A 21,510-nucleotide genomic window follows, 5' to 3' on the forward strand; every position below is an offset into this window, starting at 1 on the left:
GCAGAGCGGCCTTCGCGCCTATGTTTCCAGTGCCTTCGCGGCGCGGTCGAGCAGCGCGCCGCGATCCGGCGCAAATCCCGCTTCGATCCATTCCGCCTCGAGGTTCTTGAGGATTTCGCCGAGCTTCGGCCCCGGCGTCGCGCCAAGCGCCGTCAGATCGGCGCCTTTGAGCGGAAACATCGGCTTTTCCCATTTGAGCGCGAAAGCAAGCAGACGCGAAAAACCGCCGGCTTCGAGCATCGCGGAATTGTCCTCGACAGCGCGCACCCGCGCGGCGGCAAGCGAGAGCCGCAGCCGATCGACAAACCCTTGCCGGTCGCCGCGATAGAGCCTTTTCGCCAGTTCGCCCTCGGTCGTCTTCGACTCCACGGCGGTGGCCAGCGCCCAGTGGCGCAACCGGTCTGATTCCGCCGTCGACAACCTGAGCCGTTCGGCCAGCGTCTTCATGCGCGCGGCATCGGGCGGCACGATCGCCTCCAGCCGCAGCATCGGATCCGCCGTCCAGCCCAGATCCCTCTCGGCCTTGGTCAGCCCATGGATGGCATCGATGCCCCATTTCTCGCTTTCCGGCAGTGCGGCGGTCAGCACACCAGCCTGCCGCATCCACAGCAGCGCCCGCGACGGGTCCGGCGCCGACAGAAGCTTCTTCAGTTCGGACCAGACGCGCTCCGCCGAAAGTTGGGCCAAGCCCTCCTTCAATCGGGCGCAGGCCTTCAGCCCCTCGGCGTCCGGCCGGCCCTCGCCATACCAGGCGAAGAAGCGGAAGAAGCGCAGGATGCGCAGATAATCCTCACGGATGCGCGCTTCCGCATCGCCGATGAAGCGTAACCGCCGCGCCTCGATGTCGGCGATGCCGCCGACCAGGTCGACGATAGTGCCATCGGCCTCCGCGTAGAGTGCATTGATGGTGAAGTCGCGCCGCCCGGCATCCAGCTTCCAGTCGCGTCCGAACGACACTTTGGCGCGGCGGCCATCGGTCTCGACATCGGCGCGCAGAGTGGTGATTTCATAGGGTTTGCCGCCGGCGACCACCGTGATGGTACCGTGCTCGATACCGGTCGGCACCGGCTTGAAACCTTGCGCCTCGGCGCGGCGGATGGTTTCGACGGGCAAACAGGTGGTGGCGATGTCGATATCGGCGACCGGCTGGCCCATCAGCGTATTGCGCACGGCGCCGCCGGCGATACGCGCCTCTTCGCCGCCTTCAGCCAAGGCGGCGAGCAGGCGCTGTAGATGCTTGTCGGCGAGCCAGTCGGCCCTGCCCGCGATCGAAACACTCACGCATAGAGCCTTTCATAGAGCGTACGGATGATGCCGGCGGTGACGCCCCAGATGCGCCGGTCGCCATAGGGCATGTCGTAGAAGAACCATTCGAGGTCGTTCCATATGCGGCTGTCGCGCTTGTGGTTCACCGGGTCCATCAGGAAGCGCAGCGGCACTTCAAAGGCGGCATCAACCTCCTCGGCGTTCAAGGTCAGTTGGAAACCGGGTTGCACGATGCCCAGCACCGGCGCAATGCGATAGCCGCTGCCGGCGACGTAATCGGGCATGCGGCCGAAGATCTCGATGCGGTCCTGGCCGAGACCGATCTCCTCGAAGGTTTCGCGCAGCGCCGCCGCTTCCGGGCTCGCATCAGTGGGGTCGATGGTGCCGCCAGGAAAGGCCACCTGCCCCGAATGGCTGCGCAGCTTTTCGGCCCGTTTGGTCAGCAAAACCGTCGCCTCGCCGTCATGATCGACCACCGGGATCAGCACCGCCGCATTGCGCAGCGGCTTGCTTTGGTTAAGCCGCGGATGGCCTGGATTGAAGCGATGGTCGCCATAGTCGTCGCCGGCATGCGCATCCGGCTGCGCGGCGAAGCGCGCGCGAAAATCCGCCGATGAAAACGGCACCCCTGACAGTTGGTCCATCATGCGCTCAGCCGTTGCAACTGGTCCGCCGGCATGATCGGGAACACAGCACCCTTCGAACGCACCGCGAACATCGTCTCGCCGCCGATCTCGATCTCCTCGCCATGCCCGACCAGTTCGTACATGACAGGCCGCCCCACCAGCGCCTCCAGCCGGCCGCGCACCAGCACATAGGGCTTCAGGCCGCCGGTCTCGTGCTCGTCGACAAAGCGCAGCGGCCGTTCCGGCCCGGCTTCGACGACATCACCGACATTGGTGCGGAAGGTGATGATCTGTTCATCGCCGCTGCCCGAAACATCCATTTCGACGGCAATGAAGGGCGCATCGGCGACGCGGATGCCGACTTTTTCCACAGGGGTCACCAGATAGGTCCTGCCATCGGCGTCCTTGCGCAGCACGGAGGAGAAAAGCTGCACCAGCGGCATGCGGCCGATTGGGGTGCCGAGATAGAACCAGGTGCCGTCTGCCTTGATCTCCATGTCGAGATCGCCGCAAAAGTCGGGATTCCAGCGCTCGACGGGCGCCGCGCCCTTGCCGGCCCGCGCTGCGCGCGAGATCAGCGCCTCCAGGCCGCGCGCCTCGGTTGCCTGCGTAAGGCTTTGTTCGCGATGTTCGTCGTGTTCCGCCATCGTCACGAAATAGTCACTGTTGTTCCGCTTGTCAGCCTAAGTCTGTGATTTAAGTTCGACCATAGGCGCTACGCGAGGCCGAATCGCGGCAACCTATGATATGGTGCAGGCTGGTATTTCCAACCAAAGGGATCGAGCCGAATGAGCGTGATGGTCAAGGAAAGTCCGATCAGCGAAACGGACATGATCGCCGAGGCCGAAAAGGCGCTGGCTGACATTTCCAGGATCCGCGACGGGGTCGGCCGGGTGATCTTCGGCCAGGAGGCCGTCGTCGAGCGCACGCTGGTGGCGCTGCTGGCCGGCGGCCACGCGCTGCTGGTCGGTGTTCCGGGCCTTGCCAAGACCAAGCTGGTCGAAACACTTGGCGTCGTGCTCGGCCTTGATTCGCGCCGCATCCAGTTCACGCCCGACCTGATGCCGTCCGACATCCTCGGCTCCGAGGTGATGGAGCAGGACGAGATCGGCAAGCGCTCCTTCCGCTTCATCTCCGGGCCGATCTTCGCCCAGCTGTTGATGGCCGACGAGATCAACCGCGCCTCGCCGCGCACCCAGTCGGCGCTGCTGCAGGCCATGCAGGAATACCACGTCACCATTGCCGGCGCCCGCTACGACCTGCCAGCACCCTTCCATGTGCTGGCGACGCAGAACCCGCTGGAGCAGGAAGGCACCTATCCGCTGCCCGAAGCCCAGCTCGACCGCTTTCTGATGCAGGTCGACATCCTCTATCCCGAAATCGAGGCCGAGCGCCGCATCCTCCTGGAAACCACCGGCATCGAGGATGCCAAGGCGCAGAACGTGCTGCAGCCGGCGCGATTGAAGGAAATGCAGACGCTGATCCGTCGCATGCCGGTGCCCGAAAGCGTGGTCGAGGCGATCCTGACTTTGGTGCGCTCGGCGCGTCCGGGCCAGGGCAATGCCGAGACAGACAAACATGTCGCCTGGGGTCCCGGCCCGCGTGCCAGCCAGGCGCTGATGCTGTGCACGAGGGCGAGGGCGCTCTATGACGGCCGGCTGGCACCTTCGATCGATGATGTGCGGGCGCTGGCCGAGCCGGTGCTGCAGCACCGCATGGCGCTGACCTTCGCCGCCCGTGCCGAAGGCACCAGCGTGCGCGACGTGGTGGCGAAGCTTGTGAAAGGGATTTGATGGCGCGTATCGGCGAGGTCCAGGCTCCGGCAGCAACGCGCGACGCGCTCGCCCGTGGCCGGTTGCGGGCTTCGCTTGTGCCCGACCTGCTGGTCGAGGCGCGCCGCATCGTCAACACCGTGATCGCCGGCTGGCATGGCCGCCGCAAGCGCGGCATCGGCGAGAACTTCTGGCAGTTCCGGCCCTACGTCGAAGGCGATTCCTCGCGCATCGACTGGCGCCGCTCGGCCCGCGACGACCACACCTATGTGCGCGACCGCGAGTGGGAAGCCGCCCATACGGTGTGGCTGTGGGCCGATCCCTCGCCGTCCATGCTCTACAAATCGACCGGTGCCAGCGTTTCCAAACAATCGCGCGCGCTGGTGCTGGCGCTGGCGATGGCCGAATTGTTGTCGCGCAGCGGCGAGCGCATCGCCTGGCCGGGCCTGACCGATCCGTTCACCGCCCGCAACGGCGCCGAACGCATCGCTGCCCAGCTGATGCATGCTAGCGACATGCCGGCAAAGCCTGACCTCACGGACATCAGGCGCTTCTGCGACATCGTCATCGCCAGCGATTTCCTCGATCCGGTCGAGGAGACGATGGAATGGCTCGACGTGCTCGCCCGCCACGGCGTGCGCGCGCACCTGATCGAGGTCGCCGACCCGGCCGAGGAAACCTTCCCCTATGCCGGCCGCACCGAGTTCACCGACCCCGAGACCGGCGATAAGCTGACCGCCGGACGTGCCGAGATGCTCGGCGACGAATATCGCCTGCTCTACACCGCCCGCCGCCAGGAGCTGGCCGGCTGGTGTAAGCGGCTCGGCTGGAGCTTTACCGTCAACCACACCGATCGGCTGGCTTCCGACGCGCTGGTGCGCCTGCACATGGCCATGACCGCCGATGGCTCTTATGCCGCTAGCGGTCGCGCCGGAAAGGTGGCCGTCGCATGAGCTGGCTGCCGCTCTCCTTTGGCGCTCCCATGGTGCTGTGGGGCCTGCTGGCGCTGCCGGTGATCTGGTGGCTGCTAAGGCTGACGCCACCCAAGCCGCAGACCGAGATCTTCCCACCGCTGAAGATCCTGGCGCGCGTCTTGAAGCGCGAGGAGACGCCGCATCAAAGCCCCTGGTGGCTGACGCTGCTCAGGCTGCTGATGGCGGGCCTCATCGTCACCGCATTGGCCGAACCGGTCTTCAATCCGCGCGAAAAACTGCCGGCCGAAGGTGCGGCCCTTGCGCTGGTCATCGACAATGACTGGGCAAGTGCGGCCGACTGGAACAAGCGCGTCGCCACCGCCGAGCGGCTGATCAAGGATGCCGGCTCGAATGGCGTGCCGGTCATCATCGCCTTCACCGCCGAAAAGGCCAATGCGGAGATCGGCCCCTTCGATGCCGCCGCCGCACTCGACCGGCTGCGCGCCGCCAAGCCGCGGCCGATCCCGACCGACCGGCCCGCCGTCTATGCCCGCGTCGCCGGTGTGCTGGAGACCTTGCCCGGTGCCAGCGTTGCCATGCTGGCTGACGGCCTCGCGGCCAGGGGCGACGAGGCCGCCTTCAACGCGCTTTTGTCGAAAAATGCCGCCCGGGTTGTCTGGGCAACCGCCGACCGGCTTTCGCTGACCGGGCTGACCAGCGCCGACAACCAGGTCGACGGTTTTGCGCTCACCGCCATCCGCGCGCCGGGCGATCCGGCGCCGGCGCAGGTCACCGCCGGCGCCTTCGACGACAAGGGCCGCCGCATCGCCGATGCGACGCTGACCTTCGCGCCTGGCAAAGCCACCGCCACCGGCACGATGGCGGTGCCGTTCGAGCTGCGCAACGACTTCGCCTCGATCGCCCTCGACGGCGAGCGCCAGGCCGGTGCGGTGCGCGTGCTCGACGAAAGCTCCAAGCGCCGCCGCGTCGGATTGCTGTCGCAGGCAGAGGCCGACCAGGCGCAGCCGCTTCTGTCGCCGCTCTACTACATCAGGCGCGCGCTGCAGCCTTTCGCCGATCTGGTTGAACCCTCCAGCGCCGATCTCGCCGACGCCATCCCGCAGATCCTCGACCAGAAGCCGGCGATGATCATCATGGCCGATATCGGCACCATTCCCGCGCAGGTCCGGCAAAGGCTGGTCGACTGGGTCGACAATGGCGGCACGCTGGTGCGTTTTGCCGGCTCGCGGCTGGCCGCCGCCGGCAATGACGACGATTTGCTGCCGGTTCGCCTGCGCACCGGCGAACGTTCGCTGGGCGGCGCGCTGTCCTGGACTTCGCCGCAGCCGGTCACCGAATTTCCCAAGGCCGGTCCCTTCGCCGATCTGGCGCCGCCCACCGAGGTGACCGTGAGCAGGCAGGTGCTGGCCGAGCCGACACCCGATATCGTCGAGCGCACCTGGGCCGCTCTCGCCGACGGCACGCCGCTGGTCACCGGGCTGAAGAAAGGCAAGGGCACGCTGGTGCTGTTCCACGTCACGCCCGAGGCGACCTGGTCGAACCTGCCGATCTCGGGCAGCTTCGTCGAGATGCTGCGCCGCATCGTCCAGCTGTCGCGCAACCAGGGCGCGGCGATCGCCAACGCCGAAGCCGCCGCCACGTCGCTGGCGCCCTACCGCATGATCGCGGCCGATGGCTCGCTGGTGCCGCCGACACCGGATGCGCGGCCGCTGGTGCCGGGCGCCGGCGCGCTGCCGGTGACTTTCGAGAACCCGCCCGGCCTCTACGGCTCGGAAACCGGCGTCTTCGCCCATAATCTGCTTGATGCCGCTAGCACGTTCGCGCCTCTGGCGCGCCCGCAGATCGCGGTGCCGGTCACCACGATCCAATATGCCTTCGATGAATCGCGCAACCTGAAGGGCTCGCTGGTCACGGCCGCCCTGGTGTTGATGCTGCTCGACACGCTGGCGGTGTTCTGGATGGGCGGCCTATTCTCACGCCGGCCGCGCCGCGCCGGCGCGGCGGCCACCACCGCGGCGGTCCTGATCGCGCTTGGCGCGTTGTTCGGCCATGCCGATTTCGCCCGCGCCGACGATGCCAAGCCGGGCGACGAGGCCGCCATCACGGCGATTTCGAAGACCCGCATCGCCTACGTGCTGACCGGCGTGCCGGGCGACGATTCGATCAGCCGCGCCGGGCTCGAGGGCCTGACCCGCTTCCTGATCGAGAAGACCGCGCTGGAACCCGGCGCGCCGGCCGGCGTCGACATTGCGAAGGACGAACTGTCCTTCTATCCCTTGATTTACTGGCCGATCGATCCGGCGGCGCCCATGCCGAGCCAGGCGGCGATCGCCCGCATCGACGCCTATATGCAACAGGGCGGCACGGTGCTGTTCGACACACGCGACCAGTTCGCCAACGGCATCGGCGCCGATTCCACCAGCCCGGCGACCGAGCGGCTGCGCGACATCCTCGGCAACCTCAACGTGCCGCCGCTGGAGCCGGTGCCGTCGGACCACGTGCTGACCAAGTCCTTCTTCATCCTGCCGGAATTTCCCGGCCGCTTCGCCGGCAGCCCACTCTGGGTCGAGGCCTCGCTCGACGCCAGCAATGCCGACAACCGGCCGGTGCGCACCGGCGACGGCGTCTCGCCGATCATGATCACCGCCAATGATTTCGCCGGCGCCTGGGCGGTCGATGAGAATGGCGACCCGCTGCTGCCGACCGTGCCGGCCGACCCGATGCAGCGCGTCTATGCGCTGCGCGCCGGCGTCAACATCATGATGTACATGCTGACCGGCAACTACAAATCCGACCAGGTGCATGTCCCCATTCTGCTCGAACGGCTGGGGCAGTAGGCACGATGAACTGGTCGATCTCCTTCGAACCGCTGATCTCCTGGCCATTGCTGGCCTTGGTGCTGGTGCCGTTGGCGCTGCTGGCGCTCGTTGGCCTGTGGTTTCGCCAGCGCGGCGGTGTGCTGCGCTTCGTCGCCCTGCTGGCGCTCGCCGCCGCTCTGTTCAACCCGGTGTTCCTCAATGAGGAGCGCGAGCCGCTGAAGAGCGTCGTTGCGCTGATCGTCGACCGCAGCCAGAGCCAGGACATTGGCGAACGCACCAGGCAGACGGACGAGGCGGTGGCCGGGCTGCAGCAGCGTCTTGGCCGCTTCAAGCAGTTCGACGTCCGCGTCGTCGAGGCCGGCAAGTCCGACGCCGCCGAGGAGCGTACGGAAACGCGGCTGTTCGGCGCGCTGGAAGGCGCCTTCCGCGACGTGCCGCCGTCCCGCATCGGCGGCGCCATCATGATCACCGACGGCGAGGTGCATGACGCGCCTCCCGGCGCGCCCGACTTCAACGCGCCGCTGCACGCTTTGATCACCGGCAATGACCACGAAAAGGATCGTCGCATCCGCTTCGAGAACGCGCCGCGCTTCGGCATCGTCGGCAAGCCGCTCGACATGACCTACCGCGTCATTTCGACGGAGAACGAGACCGGCCCGGTCGATGTGCGCGTCTCGGTCAATGGCGAGCAGGTCTCGGTCGAGCATGCCACCGTCGGCCAGGCGATGCCGCTACAGGTGACCATACCCGGCGCCGGACGCAACATCATCGAACTCGCCATCGACCGCGAACCGGGCGAACTGACCGACACCAACAACCGCGCCATCGCGCTGGTCGACGGCATCCGCGAGAATCTGCGTGTGCTGCTCGTTTCGGGCGAGCCGCATGCGGGCGAGCGCACCTGGCGCAATCTGCTGAAGTCCGACGCCTCGGTCGATCTCGTCCACTTCACCATTCTGCGCCCGCCGGAAAAACAGGACGGCACGCCGATCAACGAATTGTCGCTGATCGCCTTCCCGACCCGCGAGCTGTTCGTCGAGAAGATCAAGGATTTCGACCTCATCATCTTCGACCGCTACCAGCACCGCGACGTGCTGCCGATCCTCTATTACGACTACATCTCCGAATATGTCGAAAAGGGCGGCGCGCTGCTGATCGCCGCCGGCCCCGAATATGCCGGCGAGGCTTCGATCGCGCGCACGCCGCTGATGTCGGCCCTGCCGGCCATGCCGACCGGCGAGGTGGTCGAAAAGGCCTTCTATCCGCGCCTCACCGACCTCGGCCAGCGTCATCCGGTGACGCGCGGCCTCGATGGGTCGGCCACCGAGCCGCCGCACTGGAGCCGCTGGTTCCGCACCATCGGCGTGCAGAATCCGCAAGGCGAAGTGGTGATGAAGGGCGCCGACAACCGGCCCCTGCTGCTGCTCGACCGGAAGGGCGAAGGCCGTGTCGGCATGCTCCTGTCCGACCAAGGCTGGCTGTGGGCGCGCGGCTTCGAGGGCGGCGGCCCGCATGTCCAGCTCTATAGGCGCATCGCCCACTGGCTGATGAAGGAGCCTGAGCTTGAGGAAGAGCGGCTGACCGCCGAGGGACGCGGCATGGTGCTGGAGATCCGCCGCCAGACGATGGCCGACGATCCAGGCCCCGCACAGATCATCACGCCATCCGGCAAGACCGTGACCGTCAAGCTCGACAAGTCCGAGCCCGGCGTCTTCCTCGGAAGCGTCCAGACCAATGAGATCGGCCTGTTCCAGGTCGCCAATGGCGATCTCACCGCGCTCGCCCATGTCGGCCCGGTCAATGCGCCCGAATTCGCCGACGTCATCTCCACCGAAAACCGGCTGAGGGCACCGGCGGAAGCCACCGGCGGCAGCGTGCGCCGGCTGGCCTCATCGACGGCCCTGGGCAGCGACGTGACCCTGCCGTCCATCGTGCCGGTGCGCTCGGCCGGCGAAGCGTCGGGCAGCGACTGGATCGGCCTGCGCACCACCGACGACAGCGTCTTGAAGGCCGTCTCGCGCGTGCCGCTGTTCGGCGGCTTCCTCGGCCTCGGCCTGCTGCTCCTGGCGATGGGTTCGATGTGGTACCGCGAGGGACGGTAGCGCAACGCCTCTTCCTTCTCCCCTTGTGGGAGAAGGTGGATCGGCGCGCAGCGCCGAGACGGTTGAGGGGTGTTCCAGCGGAGTGAGACGCTGGCGTTCCCTGGAACACCCCTCATCCGACCTCGCTTCGCGAGGCCACCTTCTCCCACAAGGGGAGAAGGGAAAAGCACCCTCCTCTACTCTTCCGGCTCGGTCGTGAACAGCAGCGGGTAGCCCTTGGCCTTGCCGGCATCGGTGGCGCGCGTCGCCTTGGTTTCGGCGACATCCCTGGTGAACACCGCGACCACGCAGACGCCGCGCCGGTGCGCGGTGATCATGATGCGGTGCGCCTGGTCCTCGCTGAGCTTGAACTCGCCCTTCAGCACCGTCACCACGAATTCGCGCGTCGTGAAATCGTCATTGATGAGGATGACCTTGTACAGCTTCGGCCGCTCGGTCTGCGGCTTGACCTTGGTACGCGGTTTTGTGGTGATTTCTGGCATCGGAACCGACAGTTTCGCGACCGGGCTTCACCGCGCATTTTGCCACGGGCGGCAGCGATCGTCCATTTTGATTGGCGTGCGGACCACCGGCGGGGGAGCCCGGTCATTCACAATCATGTGGGGAATTGTGGGGCGCGGTTCAACGGCCCTGACGGCCGAAGACGCGGTGATGCGCGGCGGTATCCGCCCGGCGTTCCAACCACGCCGCGATCGGCCATCCGGCAACGCAGACCAGCGTCACGGCAAGGAGCACGATCAGCAGCCACGCCTGGACAGGCGTAATGTAGTCCCAGTTGCTGGAAATTATCGGCGCGAACAGCGACGGTTCGGTGCGGCCACTGGCCGGGTCGGGCACGGGGCTGGCGGTGAGCAGAATCAGCGCCCTGGCGACACCGGTGGCCACGAGGCCGCCAATCACCATGGAACGCAAAATGGACGAAAGCCGCTTCTTCATGCGGATTGTCCTACATGGCCGGCGTTGAAAACGGGTTAAGTCAGATCGAGGTGGCTGGCTGTGAGCCGCCGGTGCTCAGCCGCTCGATCGGGTGCCTGGCAGAAGGCCGCCCCAGCCAGTAGCGGCTGGAACGGCCTTGATAGAACTGACCTCGAAACCGATCAGGGCTTCTTCTTCGGAGCCGCCTTCGGAGCAGCCATCGGGGCCGTCTTCGCGGGGGCTTTCTTGACCGGGCACTTGTGCTTCTTGGTCGGCTTGCAGACGGTCTTCTTGGCGACCTTCTTCGGAGCAGCCTTGGCCGGAGCGGTGGTCGTCGCGGCAGCAGCCGGAGCGGTGGTCGTGGTGGCGGCAGCCGGGGCGGCGGTCGTGGTGGCAGCTGCATTGCCGAGAACCGGCATCGAGAAGGCGAGAGCGACGGAGAGGCCGAGGGCGGACAGGAGGGACTTTTTCATGGCTTCGTTTCCTTTTTTGTGCTGGTCAGGTTTTGAGTGTCATTGAACCGGGTCGTTCGGCGTCACTCCAAGCAGCTTCAAAGCATTGGCGAGCATCCGGATGCCCTGTGCCTGTTTCTTGGCGGCACAATACCGGTTGCCCTTTCTCTGAAGTGCCTTTGCCGCGGTGACCTGCGTTGCCGTGGCATGGGTTTCGAGGGCTTCATCAAATTGGTGGCTGAGATTGGCGCACCGTTCGCTCCGGGTGAGCGGCGCCTTTGCGTCCGATTGGCCGACAGCGGCAGTGACCAGGCCAAGGCCCAGCAACGCACCCAACAAACTGATCGACAAGCTTGGCATCGGTTTTTCCGTAACCCGGAGATTAGCGTCGCAGCCGATAACCTGACCGCCACGGCACCGTTATGCCGCCCTACCTTTTCAGGAGTTTTTCCCGATTGTAGAATTTTGTTTCTGGATTGTGTCTGGCCGGCCCGGCTGACGCGTGTCGGCCGAAAGTGGTCCCGGTTTTGGCAGAACGACACGCGTGGAAATAAGAGCTTCAGCACGGCCATCGCTTTCCATGTGGAGAAGGCGGAATTCGTTCTCCCTTGAAATCCAAGGCACTGGCCAACATATGGCCCGAATTCTATCGTGTGGCTCACCTGCCAGGAATGACTTGGCTGGCAATCGAGACAGGGCACCTCGTGAAATCCGACGCACACATACTGATCGTCGACGACGACAAGGGCATCCGCGACCTGCTTCAGGAGTTCTTCCAGAAGCGGGGGCTGCACACTTCGGTAGCCGCCGACGGCACCGAGATGGAGGCCATCCTGCGCCGTGCGCAGGTGGACCTCATCGTGCTCGACGTGATGTTGCCCGGCAAGAGCGGGCTGGAACTGTGCCGTGACCTGCGCGCCCAGTATACGACGCCGATCATCATGCTGACCGCCGTCACCGAGACCACCGACCGCGTGGTCGGCCTGGAGATGGGCGCTGACGACTATGTGCCCAAACCCTTCGACCCGCGCGAACTCCTGGCCCGCATCCGCGCCGTGCTGCGGCGCAACGGCACCACCGAGCCGAAACGCGCCACCACCAAGCAGATTTACCGTTTTGCCGGCTGGACGATGGACTGTTCGCGGCGCCGGCTGACGGCGCCCGACGATGTCAGGGTCGAGCTGACCATGGCCGAATTCAACCTGCTGCAGACCTTCGTCAAGAGCGCCCAGCGGGTGCTGACCCGCGACCAGCTCATCGAACTCTCCGGCGGCGACAGCGACTATTCCTTCGACCGCAGCATCGACATCCTGGTCAGCCGGCTGCGGCGCAAGATGGAAGATGACCCCAAGACGCCCAAGCTGATCCTGACGGTGCGCAGCGGCGGCTACCAGTTCCTGCCCGAGACGACCTCCGAATGAGACGTCTCCTGCCGCAGACCTTGCCTGCCTGGGTGCTGCTGATCGTCATTGCCGGGCTTTTGATCAGCCAGGTCGCGACCCTCTATATCGTGGCGCGCGACCGCGCCGTCGCCAATGACGTGGTCGACCTCTACCGCCTCAACGACCGCGCCTTCTCGCTGGTGCAGCTGATGAGCAGCGCCACGCCCGAGGAGCGCAAGGCCACCGCGGCGGGACTGTTCAACTCGACTTATGCGCTGACCGTCTCGGACACGCCCGCCGTCACCTCCTCGATCGCCGGCGACGACGAACTGGCTGAACTCGAAGACATCCTGGTCGGCCGGCTGTCGAAGTTCGGCGTCACCGACGCGCGCGTGCGGCGCGACCCGGCGACGCGCGAGGCCGACGACGCCAGCACCGTATCCGGCCCCGATATCGGTCAGGTCGAGCGCGACCTTCTGGTGCTGGCCGCCGACTTCGCCCAGAGCGACAAGCTGACGGCCTCTTTGCGCTTCGCCGACGGCCAGTGGCTGAACTTCACCGAGCCGATCACGCCCGTCGGCCCGATCCTGAGCTTCGACAGCCTGCCGCTCTATTCGCTGATCGCCGGCCTGGTGGTGGTCATGTCGATCTGGTCGCTGCGCCGGCTGACCGCGCCTTACCGGATGATGGAAACCGCCGTGAACCGGATCGGCAAGGATTTGAAGAGCCCGCCGATCGCCGAGTCGGGCAGCCGCGAGGTGCAGGCTGCAGCCAGGGCAATCAACGCCATGCAGAAGAGGCTGCGCGAATATGTCGAGGACCGCGAACATCTTGCCGCCGCACTCGCGCATGATCTGCGCACACCGATAACGCGCATGCGGCTGCGCCTAGAATTGTTGCGCAAGTCGGCGGTTCGCGAGGCGCTGGCGCATGATCTCGCCGACGTCGAGAGCATCGCCAGTTCCGTGATCGACTTCGCCACTTTCGAGGTCAACGAGGAAAAGACCGAGCGCATCGACTTCTGGTCGCTCGTGGAATCGATCGCCGACCCCTATCCGGAGGTCTCGTTCGATAATGACGACACCCGTTCGCGCGGCCTGATCTGCATCGCACGGCCGGTGGCGCTCAGGCGCTGCGTCACCAATCTGGTGCAGAACGCCGTCACCTACGGCAAGAAGGCGCATCTCAGCCTGCACCGCTCGGACGGCACGATCACGCTCACCATCCGCGACGAAGGCCCAGGCATACCGCAGGCCCAGATCGATGCCGTGTTCGGCTCCTTCGTGCGCCTCGAACAGTCGCGCAACCGCCAGACCGGCGGCCTTGGCCTCGGCCTCACCATCGCCCGCAACATCGCGCGCGCCGCCGGCGGCGAAATCCGCCTGTCCAACCACCCGGACGGCGGATTGCTGACGGAGCTGCGCCTGCCGCTGGCGGCCTGACGCAGCAATGACGTCAAAACAAGGATAGCGAGACGCTTACCGCCGCAGCACCGCGCTCAGCACATCCCTGATGCCGATGGCGCCGACGAAACGGGACTGGTCGTCGAACAGCGCCACGGGTGCCGTCTGCGAACGGTGCATGGCCAGCATCACGGTTTTCAGCGACGTGCCGGGATTGGCCCAGAACACCTGCGCCGCTTCCTCGGACTGAGCCTCGACATCGGCGCAGGACACCCACACCGCCGGCTTGCCGTCGCGTTCCGCCGCCGCCACCAGCCCGTGCTCATCGATCTTGAAGCGCGTCGTCTTGCGGCGGTCGAGCCACACCCAGCCATTGTCGCCGTGGTCGAGGTCGCGGCTGTCGCGCATGACGTTCCAGGCGGTGAGCACCGACAGCGGGTTCACATTGGCGATGAAGTCGCGGACATAGTCGTTGGCGGGGCGCAGCACGATGTCTTCCGGCGCGCCGGTCTGCACGATGCGCCCGCCCTCCATGATGGTGATGTGGCTGCCGATCTTCAGCGCCTCTTCCAGATCGTGGCTGACGAAGATGATGGTCTTCTTCAGCTCGGCCTGCAGCTGCAGCAATTCGTCCTGCAGTTTGGTGCGGATCAACGGGTCGAGCGCCGAGAACGGCTCGTCCATCAGCAGGATCGGCGCCTCGGTGGCGAAGGCCCGCGCCAGGCCGACGCGCTGCTGCATGCCGCCCGACAGCTCATGCGCGTATTTCTTCGACCACTGGTCGAGATTGACCAGCTTGAGCTGCTTGTGCACGCGCTCCTTGCGTTCGGCGTCCGGCACGCCGGCAAGTTCGAGGCCGAGGCCGACATTTTCCTCGACCGTGCGCCATGGCAGCAGGCCGAACTGCTGGAACACCATCGCCACCTGCTTCTGGCGCAGGCGCCGCAAGGTCGGCTCGTCGCAAGTGACCACGTCGACAATCTTGTCGCCGTCCTTGACCAGAACCTGGCCGCGCGACACCACGTTGAGCCGGTTGACGGCCCGAAGCAGCGTCGACTTGCCGGAGCCCGACAGGCCCATCAGCACCGAGATCTCACCCTCATGCACGGTCAGGCTGGCGCCGGCACAGCCCAGCACATTGCCGGTCTTCTCGAGGATCTCGGCGCGCGTGGCGCCCTTGTCGATCATGGCCAGCGAGCCTGCCTGATCGGCGCCGAAGACGATATCGACGTTCTTGAAATCGACGGCGACGGTCATTTCTTGCCTCCAACGCCAATGCGGGTCATTCGGTCGAGCACGATGGCAAGCACCACGATGGCGAGGCCGGCTTCAAGCCCGAGATCGATGCGGCGAGAGCCGAGCGCGCGGTTGATTTCGGTACCCAGCCCACCGGCGCCGATGAGGGCCGCGAACACCACCATCGACAGCGACAGCATGATCGACTGCGTCAGGCCCGCCATGATGGTGGGTAGCGCCGAAGGCAGTTCCACCTTCCACAGAAGCTGGCTCTTGGTGGCGCCGAACGCCTCACCGGCCTCGATGATCGACTTCGGCACCGAGACGACGCCGAGATGGGTGAGCCTGACCGCGGTCGGGATGACGAAGATGATGGTGACGATGAGGCCGGGCGCGTTGCCGAGGCCGAACAGCGTCAGCACCGGGATCAGGTAGACGAAGGTCGGCAGCGTCTGCATCAGGTCGAGCACCGGCAGCATGATGCGATAGACCTTCGGCTTGTGCGCCGCCCAGATGCCGAGCGGCACGCCGATGGCCATGGCCATGGCAGCGGCGGCGACGACCAGCACCAGCGTCTGCACCGTCTGCTTCCACAGGTTCTGGTTGATGATGAAGATCAGGCCGAGGAAGACGCCGATGGCGAGCGGCCGCGAGCGCTGCAGCAGCCATGCAATGATCGCGATCACCAGTGCCAGCAGCACCGGCGGCACCAGCAGCAGGACGTTGACCAGCCCGTCGAGGATGAAGTTGAGGCCATTGGAGAAGGCCCTGAAGATGGTATCGAAATTGTCGGTAAGGAAGCCGAAGAACGCCTTGCCCCAGGCGCCTATCGGGATCTTGTGATCGACCATGAATTGCGAAATCGGATCCATCTCACCCCTCTTCGTCCAGGAGCCGCCCTGCTCTCGGCTCGCGCAACGTCATCTTGTCACAGGATATGAAAAAGGGCAGCCTTTTCTAAGATGGCTGCCCTTCCTGGTTCGGCCTTGCCGAATTCAGTCGGCTCAGCTTCCGAGCGCGGTCTTGACCGCTGCCGCGGCATCGCCACCGTCGAAGGTGGTCACGCCGGCGAGCCATGGCTTGACCGCGTCCGGGTTCTTCTTAAGCCAGTCGGTCGCCACCGTGGCGGCGTCGCCACCCTTAAGGATCGCGTCCATCATCTGGCCTTCCATGTCCAGATTGAACTTCAAATTGGCGATGAACTTGCCGGCGTTCGGGCACTCGGTGGTGTAGCCCTTGCGCACATTGGTGAACACGGTAGCGGCGCCGAAGCCGCTGTCGCCCATGCCGTCGAGATAGGTGATCTTCATGGCGCCCATCACCGGATGCGGCGTCCAGCCGAGGAAGGCGATCCACTCATTGTTCTTCATCGACTGCTCGGCCTGGGTCAGCATGCCGGCCTCCGAGGATTCGACCAGCTCGAAGCCCTCGAGATTGTCCTTCGGGTTCTTGATCATGTCGAGGATGATGCGGTTGCCGTCATTGCCGGCTTCGATGCCGTAGATCTTGCCGTTGAACTTGTCCTTGAACTTGCCAAGGTCGGTCAGCGACTTGACGCCGGCATCCGCGACATAGGTCGGCACGACGATGCCATAGCCGGCGCCGGTCAGGTTCGTGCTGATGGTCTCGACCGAGCCATCGGCGGTGTAATCCTTGATGTCGTTGGTCATCGACGGCATCCAGTTACCGAGGAAGACATCGAGATCCTTGTTCTTCAGCGAAGCCATGGTCACCGGCACCGACAGCTGGATCACCTTCGGCTCGTAGCCGAGCGCGGTGAGCAGCACCGAGGCAACCCCGGTGGTCGCCTGGATGTCGGTCCAGCCGACATCGGAAAGACGCACGGTCTTGCAGCTTGCGGCGTCGCCGGCGAAGGCGGCGCTCGTCGACAACAAAGCCGCCAGGCCGAGGCCGGCGGCGAAGGAATTCATACGCGACATAGTTAGTCTCCCATTGTGATTCTTTGGCGAAGCGTAGTTACGGTTTCTCTGCCCGCCTTGTTTCGTCAGCCAAACACCATTCTGGTGTGGATTCAAGCGTTAAGGCAATCACGATCAACGGCGCGGACTGGCCAATCAGCGACACGGTTGACGCTTTTGTCGCGCCAAGCATCTTTTTCACGGGCAAGGCTGCTTTTTCGGGGGAATGCGTTGGCGGCCCCTCCCCGCGCGGAGGCAAGTCAGCTTAAAAAGATCGCATGGCCAAGCTCTATTTCCACTACGCGACGATGAATGCCGGCAAGACGACGATGCTCTTGCAGGCGTCGTACAATTATCGCGAGCGCGGCATGACGACGATGCTGTTCGTCGCCGGCCACTACCGCAAGGGCGACAGCGGCCTGATCTCGTCGCGTATCGGGCTGGAGACCGAGGCCGAGATGTTCCGCGACGGCGACGATTTGTTCGCCCGCGTCGCCGAGCATCACGACCATACGACGGTGCATTGCGTCTTCGTCGACGAGGCGCAGTTCCTCGAGGAGGAACAGGTCTGGCAATTGGCCCGCATCGCCGACCGGCTGAGCATTCCGGTCATGTGCTATGGCCTACGTACCGATTTCCAGGGCAAGCTGTTTTCCGGCTCGCGCGCGCTGCTGGCGATCGCCGACGATCTGCGCGAGGTGCGCACCATCTGCCGCTGCGGCCGCAAGGCAACGATGGTCGTGCGCCTCGGCGCCGATGGCAAGGTGGCCCGCCAGGGCGAACAGGTGGCGATCGGCAAGGATGTCTACGTGTCGCTGTGCCGCCGTCACTGGGAAGAAGAAATGGGCCGCGCCGCGCCCGACGATTTCATCGGCTTCATGAAATCCTGACCATGCTTCCCCGAGATCCGCATCAGGCCACCGAGACACGCCGCAGCGGAAACCGCCAGCCCAGCCGGACACCGAGCGTCGCCATGGCGATCAGCACCATGCCGGCGGCCTGCGCCGGCCCGAGCGGATGCCCATAGAGCGCCCAGTCGATGATGATGGCAACGACCGGATAGATGAAGGTGATGATGCCGATCACCGGCGTCGTCAGGCGCGGGAAGGCCGAGTTCATCAGCACATAGGCAATGCCGGTGTGCAGCACGCCAATGCTGACCAGCCAGCCCCATGAATGTGCGGGGACATGCTGGCCGATGCCGGCGAAAGGCGCGAGCATGACAATCCCGACGATCGTCTGGCAAAGCACGGTGATCTCCGCGCGCTGCTGGCCCAGCCCCTTGGCCAGGATCGTCGCCACCGCATAGAGCAGCGCGGCGACCAGCGTCAGTGCGATGCCCAGCGCCCATGCCGCGCTGGCTTGCGTATGCGAGACCATCAGCCCACTGGCCAGCACGACGCCAAGGAAGGCGCCAAGCATCCACAGAATCTGGTCGAGCGCGATGCGCTCCTTGAGAAAGACCACGCCGATAATGACCACGAAGAACGGCTGCACATGATAGACGATCGTCGTCGTGGCGATCGACGTCATGGCAAAGCCGGCGAAGAAAGCCGTCCAGCTCAGCACCATGCAGGCGCCGGCAAGCGCTGCCAGCGCGAGGCGGGACGGCGATAGCGTCCTGTCCCGCAAATAGCCCCGCAGCAGGCACCATGCGCCGAGGAACATGGCGCCGAACACGCAGCGCCAGAACACGATCGTCACGGGATGAAGCCCCGCTTCCGTGACGAAGGCGCCGACCGTGCCGGCGATCGTCATTGCAAAGGCCAGGCTCGCGGCCGGAAAACGGGAGGTTGGCAGGTCCTTCATCGAAGGCTCCTCAAACGGACGAGACCCATCAGGCCAGCGGGACAGCTTTCAAACAAGCGAATAGATTTGGACATAGCTATTCGATATGCTGATAGCACTATGGCTGCTCCGCTTGACCTCAACCTCCTGAAAACCTTCGTCGCCGTCGTCGAGAGCGGCAGCCTGTCCAATGCGGCGCCGCGGGTCGGCCGCAGCCAGTCGGCGGTCAGCATGCAGATGCAGCGGTTGGAGTATTTGGTGGGAAACCAGCTCCTGGTGCGCGGTCCCCGAACCGTCACCCCCAATGCGATCGGTGAGGACTTTCTCATCTATGCGCGCCGGCTGCTGAAGCTGTCGGATGAGGCCTGGGCGAGCGTCACCCGGCCGAAGGAGACGGGCAGCGTGCGCCTTGGCGTGCCGGATGATTATGCCGCCTTCCTGCTGCCGCCCGTACTGTCGCGCTTTGCCGAGGACCACCCGCTGGTGACGGTGGAACTGATCTGCGAACAGTCGACCGCGCTGGTGAAAACCCTGGCCGAGGGGAAGCTCGACCTGGCGATCGTCACCCGCTTGCCGGACCAGCCGCTCGACGTCATCCGGCTGGAGCGTTTCGTCTGGGTCGCCTCGCCCAACCATGTCGCCTGGCAGGCCGATCCCTTGCCGGTCGCGCTGTTCGAGCCCGGCTGCGCCGCCAGGATGAATGTCCTGCAAGCGCTCGGCGACGCCGACCGGTCCTACCGCTGCACCTATTCCAGCGCCTCCCTGCTTGGCCTGATCGCGGTCGTGCAGGCCGGGCTTGCCGTCGCTGGCCTCGCCCAGCGCAGCGTGCCCCAGTCGCTGCGCATTATCGGTGCCAATGAAGGGCTTCCCGCACTGCCAGATCTCGAAGTCGGCGTCCTGCGCAACCCGCTGTCGACGACGCCGGCGGTCGATCGACTGCATGATTTCCTGCGCCGCGACCTCGCGCAGCAGGCCTGATATCCTCGTCCGGCCTCAGGCAATTGGGCGAAGGTCCGCCCTTGCCAATCCGCCATGATGCAGCGTTTGTTAAGGCCTCGGTCTTACAAGCCGTCAGCCAGAACTCTCCGGGGTCAGCCATGCTTCGCGCCATTTCCTCAGCCAGCCTTCTTCTCATCACCACCTCGATCGCCGCCCATGCCGGCGGCGACCCGGTGCAAGGCAAGCACGTTTTCAATCGGTGCATCGCCTGCCATGAGGCGGCCAGCGACCGCGACAAGGTCGGGCCGCATCTGCTGGGTGTCGTCGGCCGCACCGCCGGCACCGCGGAAAGCTTCCTTGGCCATTATTCCGAGGCAATGAAGGGCGCGGGTGCTGCCGGTCTTGTCTGGGACGAGGCAAATCTTGCTGAATATCTCAGGGCTCCCAAGCTCAAGGTTCCCGGCAACAAAATGGCTTTTGGCGGCCTGACCAATGATGACGACATCGCCAATGTCATCGCCTATCTGAAGGCCGATCCGAAGCCCTGACCGAGCGCGGGTGCGGCACGGCCGCATCGATATGTTTGCCTGCAACCCATTCAATTCCCTGCCGAATTCAGCATATCCGCGCTGGCGACGATCGATTGCTTTGTCGGCATTAAAGTTCAATGACAGTTGAACTAGTTCCGGCTGACCGGCTAATCACGACATGACCCCACCTTCATTGTCTTTCAAGGCCTTGGCGGATCGTTTTGTTTTCACGCCGCCCTTCTCTTCACATCTTTCAATCCCCGGATGCCCCACATATATTCGCCGCTGTTCGCAACCAGCGACCGGAAGCCGAAGCGGGAGGCCCCTATGGCGACATTGCAGAATTTCGATGCCGAAATTGCCAAGACCAAGCAGGTCGTCCAGGACATGCGCACCAAGATCGAGCAATCCGGCACCGTGCTCGACACGCTCGCCACCGCGGACAAGAAGATTGGCGACGCCAATTTCGACATCGAGAACGCCCGCATCGAGGATGTGCTGAAGCAGCAGAAGGTGATGGAAGGCAACATTGCCGACCTGATCATCGGGCTTGAGGACGCCACCAACGTCTTCGGCGCCGAGTTCGAGAGCATGAAGAACTACACCGGCTGGGAAAACTTCGTCGGCGTCTTTTCGGCGCAGCGCAAGCAACGCCTGCGCACCGACCGCGTCCGCAACATGTCGCTGGCCGGCAATCTGCAGGAACTGCTGGCCAAGTCCGACACCATCGTCGGCATCCTCAAAGCGCAGAAAGAGGTCCTCGACCAGCGCTACAAAACCTCCGAGGCCAGCCTGTCGCAGGTGATCGAGCGCCGCAAGGTCACCATGACCAACCTCGAAGCCGTGCAGAAGCGGATCGAGGAGCTCAACCCGATGCTGCTCGACATCGAAAACAAGATCGCCGCCTCGACCAGCCAGAAGGACCGCACGCAGCTCGAGGGCGAGCGCTCCAAGCTCGCCACCGAATACAACGAGAAGCAGGCCAAGGAGCAGGAACTGCTGGCCGAAAGCCAGACGCTCGAGCGTTACACCTCGATGTTCCAGACCTTCGTCGATTCACTCAACAACCAGATCGCCGCGCAGTCGACACTGATCAACAAGCTGACCATCGATACCGAGCAGCGCATCGTGCTCTACAAGGCGCTGGAAGATTCCTTGAAGACCGCCGCCCAGCAGGACGTCGCCCACAAGATCAACACGCTGGGCAGCCAGGTCGACAACACGGCGGAAGAAACCATGGCCGGCATCGGTGCTGCCTCGCAAAAGCACATTGGCGACCTGCTTGAGATGCACGAGAAGAACATGGTCGCGAGCGCCGATATCCAGCGCCGCAAGAAGCTCGCCGACGATGCCTTCGCCCGCCGCTTCGACGAAGTGCTGAAGAAGCACAATTCGGCCAATTACGTGCAGTCATAATTGCCGCGCG

Annotated in this window: 21 protein-coding genes; 10 read left to right on the forward strand and 11 right to left on the reverse strand. The window is 64.8% G+C overall.

From position 1 onward, the window contains the following. Positions 1-18 precede the first annotated feature (18 nt). From AC04SF_RS28935 to AC04SF_RS28945, 3 genes are read right to left on the reverse strand one after another with little or no spacing between them, the layout of a single operon-like run. Positions 19-1,281, reverse strand: coding sequence for a CCA tRNA nucleotidyltransferase (locus AC04SF_RS28935; RefSeq protein ID WP_488480545.1), 1,263 nt, complete (start codon positions 1,279-1,281; stop codon positions 19-21). Then, positions 1,278-1,910: a CoA pyrophosphatase gene (locus AC04SF_RS28940; RefSeq protein ID WP_488480621.1), complete on the reverse strand. Its 633-nt coding sequence runs from the start codon at positions 1,908-1,910 to the stop codon at positions 1,278-1,280. The genes AC04SF_RS28935 and AC04SF_RS28940 overlap by 4 nt, the downstream gene beginning before the upstream one ends. Continuing rightward, on the reverse strand, positions 1,910-2,539 hold the full coding sequence (locus AC04SF_RS28945; protein ID WP_488480622.1) for a DUF1285 domain-containing protein: 630 nt from the start codon (positions 2,537-2,539) through the stop codon (positions 1,910-1,912). Before AC04SF_RS28945 ends, AC04SF_RS28940 begins: the two co-directional genes overlap by 1 nt. A 141-nt stretch (positions 2,540-2,680) precedes the next feature. On the opposite strand from AC04SF_RS28945, the gene AC04SF_RS28950 reads away from it, so the two are divergent. The 4 genes from AC04SF_RS28950 to AC04SF_RS28965 are packed head-to-tail and all read left to right on the forward strand — an operon-like array spanning position 2,681 to position 9,520. Further along, positions 2,681-3,685, forward strand: coding sequence for an AAA family ATPase (locus tag AC04SF_RS28950; protein ID WP_488480546.1), 1,005 nt, complete (start codon positions 2,681-2,683; stop codon positions 3,683-3,685). Beyond that, positions 3,685-4,617, forward strand: a complete 933-nt coding sequence (locus tag AC04SF_RS28955) for a DUF58 domain-containing protein (RefSeq protein ID WP_488480547.1) — start codon at positions 3,685-3,687, stop codon at positions 4,615-4,617. Before AC04SF_RS28950 ends, AC04SF_RS28955 begins: the two co-directional genes overlap by 1 nt. After that, positions 4,614-7,436 (forward strand): DUF4159 domain-containing protein, encoded by a 2,823-nt coding sequence (locus AC04SF_RS28960; protein WP_488480548.1) that lies wholly within the window; start codon positions 4,614-4,616, stop codon positions 7,434-7,436. The genes AC04SF_RS28955 and AC04SF_RS28960 overlap by 4 nt, the downstream gene beginning before the upstream one ends. 5 nt (positions 7,437-7,441) lie before the next feature. After that, positions 7,442-9,520 (forward strand): hypothetical protein, encoded by a 2,079-nt coding sequence (locus AC04SF_RS28965; protein WP_488480549.1) that lies wholly within the window; start codon positions 7,442-7,444, stop codon positions 9,518-9,520. Between the two features lie 176 nt (positions 9,521-9,696). Here AC04SF_RS28965 and clpS read toward each other — a convergent pair whose 3' ends face one another. The 4 genes from clpS to AC04SF_RS28985 form a co-directional block, all read right to left on the reverse strand. Next, on the reverse strand, positions 9,697-10,002 hold the full coding sequence (gene clpS / locus AC04SF_RS28970) for an ATP-dependent Clp protease adapter ClpS (RefSeq protein WP_488480550.1): 306 nt from the start codon (positions 10,000-10,002) through the stop codon (positions 9,697-9,699). A 139-nt stretch (positions 10,003-10,141) separates the two neighbouring features. Continuing rightward, positions 10,142-10,456 (reverse strand): hypothetical protein, encoded by a 315-nt coding sequence (locus tag AC04SF_RS28975; RefSeq protein WP_488480551.1) that lies wholly within the window; start codon positions 10,454-10,456, stop codon positions 10,142-10,144. Between the two features lie 161 nt (positions 10,457-10,617). Next, positions 10,618-10,908, reverse strand: coding sequence for a hypothetical protein (locus AC04SF_RS28980; RefSeq protein WP_488480552.1), 291 nt, complete (start codon positions 10,906-10,908; stop codon positions 10,618-10,620). 39 nt (positions 10,909-10,947) lie between these two features. Continuing rightward, on the reverse strand, positions 10,948-11,247 hold the full coding sequence (locus tag AC04SF_RS28985) for a hypothetical protein (protein ID WP_019860700.1): 300 nt from the start codon (positions 11,245-11,247) through the stop codon (positions 10,948-10,950). 344 nt (positions 11,248-11,591) lie between these two features. On the opposite strand from AC04SF_RS28985, the gene AC04SF_RS28990 reads away from it, so the two are divergent. Together AC04SF_RS28990 and AC04SF_RS28995 are read left to right on the forward strand one after the other, a co-directional pair. Further along, complete coding sequence (locus AC04SF_RS28990) at positions 11,592-12,308, forward strand: response regulator (RefSeq protein WP_096457777.1); 717 nt, start codon at positions 11,592-11,594, stop codon at positions 12,306-12,308. Continuing rightward, positions 12,305-13,711 (forward strand): ATP-binding protein, encoded by a 1,407-nt coding sequence (locus AC04SF_RS28995; RefSeq protein ID WP_202352909.1) that lies wholly within the window; start codon positions 12,305-12,307, stop codon positions 13,709-13,711. The genes AC04SF_RS28990 and AC04SF_RS28995 overlap by 4 nt, the downstream gene beginning before the upstream one ends. 36 nt (positions 13,712-13,747) lie before the next feature. On the opposite strand, the gene choV is transcribed toward AC04SF_RS28995, so the two are convergent. The 3 genes from choV to AC04SF_RS29010 all read right to left on the reverse strand — a co-directional run bounded on the left by choV (position 13,748) and on the right by AC04SF_RS29010 (position 16,848). Further along, positions 13,748-14,929, reverse strand: a complete 1,182-nt coding sequence (gene choV, locus AC04SF_RS29000; protein WP_096449396.1) for a choline ABC transporter ATP-binding protein — start codon at positions 14,927-14,929, stop codon at positions 13,748-13,750. Continuing rightward, positions 14,926-15,780, reverse strand: coding sequence for a choline ABC transporter permease subunit (gene choW / locus AC04SF_RS29005; RefSeq protein WP_183462502.1), 855 nt, complete (start codon positions 15,778-15,780; stop codon positions 14,926-14,928). The genes choV and choW overlap by 4 nt, the downstream gene beginning before the upstream one ends. Before the next feature lie 132 nt (positions 15,781-15,912). Next, the gene (locus AC04SF_RS29010; protein WP_202352906.1) at positions 15,913-16,848 is read right to left on the reverse strand and encodes a choline ABC transporter substrate-binding protein; all 936 of its coding nucleotides are present in this window, start codon (positions 16,846-16,848) and stop codon (positions 15,913-15,915) included. Positions 16,849-17,105: 257 nt separating this feature from the next. Here AC04SF_RS29010 and AC04SF_RS29015 point away from each other — a divergent pair, with 257 nt between their 5' ends. Next, positions 17,106-17,717, forward strand: a complete 612-nt coding sequence (locus AC04SF_RS29015) for a thymidine kinase (protein ID WP_488480553.1) — start codon at positions 17,106-17,108, stop codon at positions 17,715-17,717. A gap of 22 nt (positions 17,718-17,739) precedes the next feature. Here the strand turns inward: AC04SF_RS29015 and AC04SF_RS29020 are convergent, their stop codons facing one another. Continuing rightward, the gene (locus AC04SF_RS29020; protein WP_488480554.1) at positions 17,740-18,636 is read right to left on the reverse strand and encodes a DMT family transporter; all 897 of its coding nucleotides are present in this window, start codon (positions 18,634-18,636) and stop codon (positions 17,740-17,742) included. A 99-nt stretch (positions 18,637-18,735) separates the two neighbouring features. On the opposite strand from AC04SF_RS29020, the gene AC04SF_RS29025 reads away from it, so the two are divergent. The 3 genes from AC04SF_RS29025 (at position 18,736) to AC04SF_RS29035 (ending at position 21,500) form a co-directional block, all read left to right on the forward strand. Then, positions 18,736-19,593 carry a LysR substrate-binding domain-containing protein gene (locus tag AC04SF_RS29025; protein WP_488480555.1) on the forward strand — a complete coding sequence of 286 codons (858 nt, stop codon included), beginning with the start codon at positions 18,736-18,738 and terminating at the stop codon, positions 19,591-19,593. A gap of 119 nt (positions 19,594-19,712) precedes the next feature. After that, positions 19,713-20,102 (forward strand): c-type cytochrome, encoded by a 390-nt coding sequence (locus tag AC04SF_RS29030; RefSeq protein WP_488480556.1) that lies wholly within the window; start codon positions 19,713-19,715, stop codon positions 20,100-20,102. A gap of 309 nt (positions 20,103-20,411) precedes the next feature. Then, a complete protein-coding gene (locus AC04SF_RS29035) occupies positions 20,412-21,500 on the forward strand; it encodes a hypothetical protein (RefSeq protein WP_202352902.1) in 1,089 nt (362 codons plus the stop codon). Positions 21,501-21,510 lie beyond the last annotated feature (10 nt).

The sequence above is a fragment of the Mesorhizobium sp. CNPSo 4671 genome (assembly GCF_057784245.1).

Coding starts and splice junctions, on each gene's coding strand:
- AC04SF_RS29010 (WP_202352906.1), bottom strand. CDS start 16,848: ATGTCGCGTATGAATTCCTTCGCCGCCGGCCTCGGCCTGGCGGCTTTG.
- AC04SF_RS29025 (WP_488480555.1), top strand. CDS start 18,736: ATGGCTGCTCCGCTTGACCTCAACCTCCTGAAAACCTTCGTCGCCGTC.
- AC04SF_RS29035 (WP_202352902.1), top strand. CDS start 20,412: ATGGCGACATTGCAGAATTTCGATGCCGAAATTGCCAAGACCAAGCAG.
- AC04SF_RS28960 (WP_488480548.1), top strand. CDS start 4,614: ATGAGCTGGCTGCCGCTCTCCTTTGGCGCTCCCATGGTGCTGTGGGGC.
- AC04SF_RS29030 (WP_488480556.1), top strand. CDS start 19,713: ATGCTTCGCGCCATTTCCTCAGCCAGCCTTCTTCTCATCACCACCTCG.
- AC04SF_RS28975 (WP_488480551.1), bottom strand. CDS start 10,456: ATGAAGAAGCGGCTTTCGTCCATTTTGCGTTCCATGGTGATTGGCGGC.
- AC04SF_RS29020 (WP_488480554.1), bottom strand. CDS start 18,636: ATGAAGGACCTGCCAACCTCCCGTTTTCCGGCCGCGAGCCTGGCCTTT.
- AC04SF_RS28950 (WP_488480546.1), top strand. CDS start 2,681: ATGAGCGTGATGGTCAAGGAAAGTCCGATCAGCGAAACGGACATGATC.
- clpS (WP_488480550.1), bottom strand. CDS start 10,002: ATGCCAGAAATCACCACAAAACCGCGTACCAAGGTCAAGCCGCAGACC.
- AC04SF_RS28940 (WP_488480621.1), bottom strand. CDS start 1,910: ATGGACCAACTGTCAGGGGTGCCGTTTTCATCGGCGGATTTTCGCGCG.
- AC04SF_RS28945 (WP_488480622.1), bottom strand. CDS start 2,539: ATGGCGGAACACGACGAACATCGCGAACAAAGCCTTACGCAGGCAACC.
- choW (WP_183462502.1), bottom strand. CDS start 15,780: ATGGATCCGATTTCGCAATTCATGGTCGATCACAAGATCCCGATAGGC.
- choV (WP_096449396.1), bottom strand. CDS start 14,929: ATGACCGTCGCCGTCGATTTCAAGAACGTCGATATCGTCTTCGGCGCC.
- AC04SF_RS28965 (WP_488480549.1), top strand. CDS start 7,442: ATGAACTGGTCGATCTCCTTCGAACCGCTGATCTCCTGGCCATTGCTG.
- AC04SF_RS28980 (WP_488480552.1), bottom strand. CDS start 10,908: ATGAAAAAGTCCCTCCTGTCCGCCCTCGGCCTCTCCGTCGCTCTCGCC.
- AC04SF_RS28995 (WP_202352909.1), top strand. CDS start 12,305: ATGAGACGTCTCCTGCCGCAGACCTTGCCTGCCTGGGTGCTGCTGATC.
- AC04SF_RS28985 (WP_019860700.1), bottom strand. CDS start 11,247: ATGCCAAGCTTGTCGATCAGTTTGTTGGGTGCGTTGCTGGGCCTTGGC.
- AC04SF_RS28955 (WP_488480547.1), top strand. CDS start 3,685: ATGGCGCGTATCGGCGAGGTCCAGGCTCCGGCAGCAACGCGCGACGCG.
- AC04SF_RS29015 (WP_488480553.1), top strand. CDS start 17,106: ATGGCCAAGCTCTATTTCCACTACGCGACGATGAATGCCGGCAAGACG.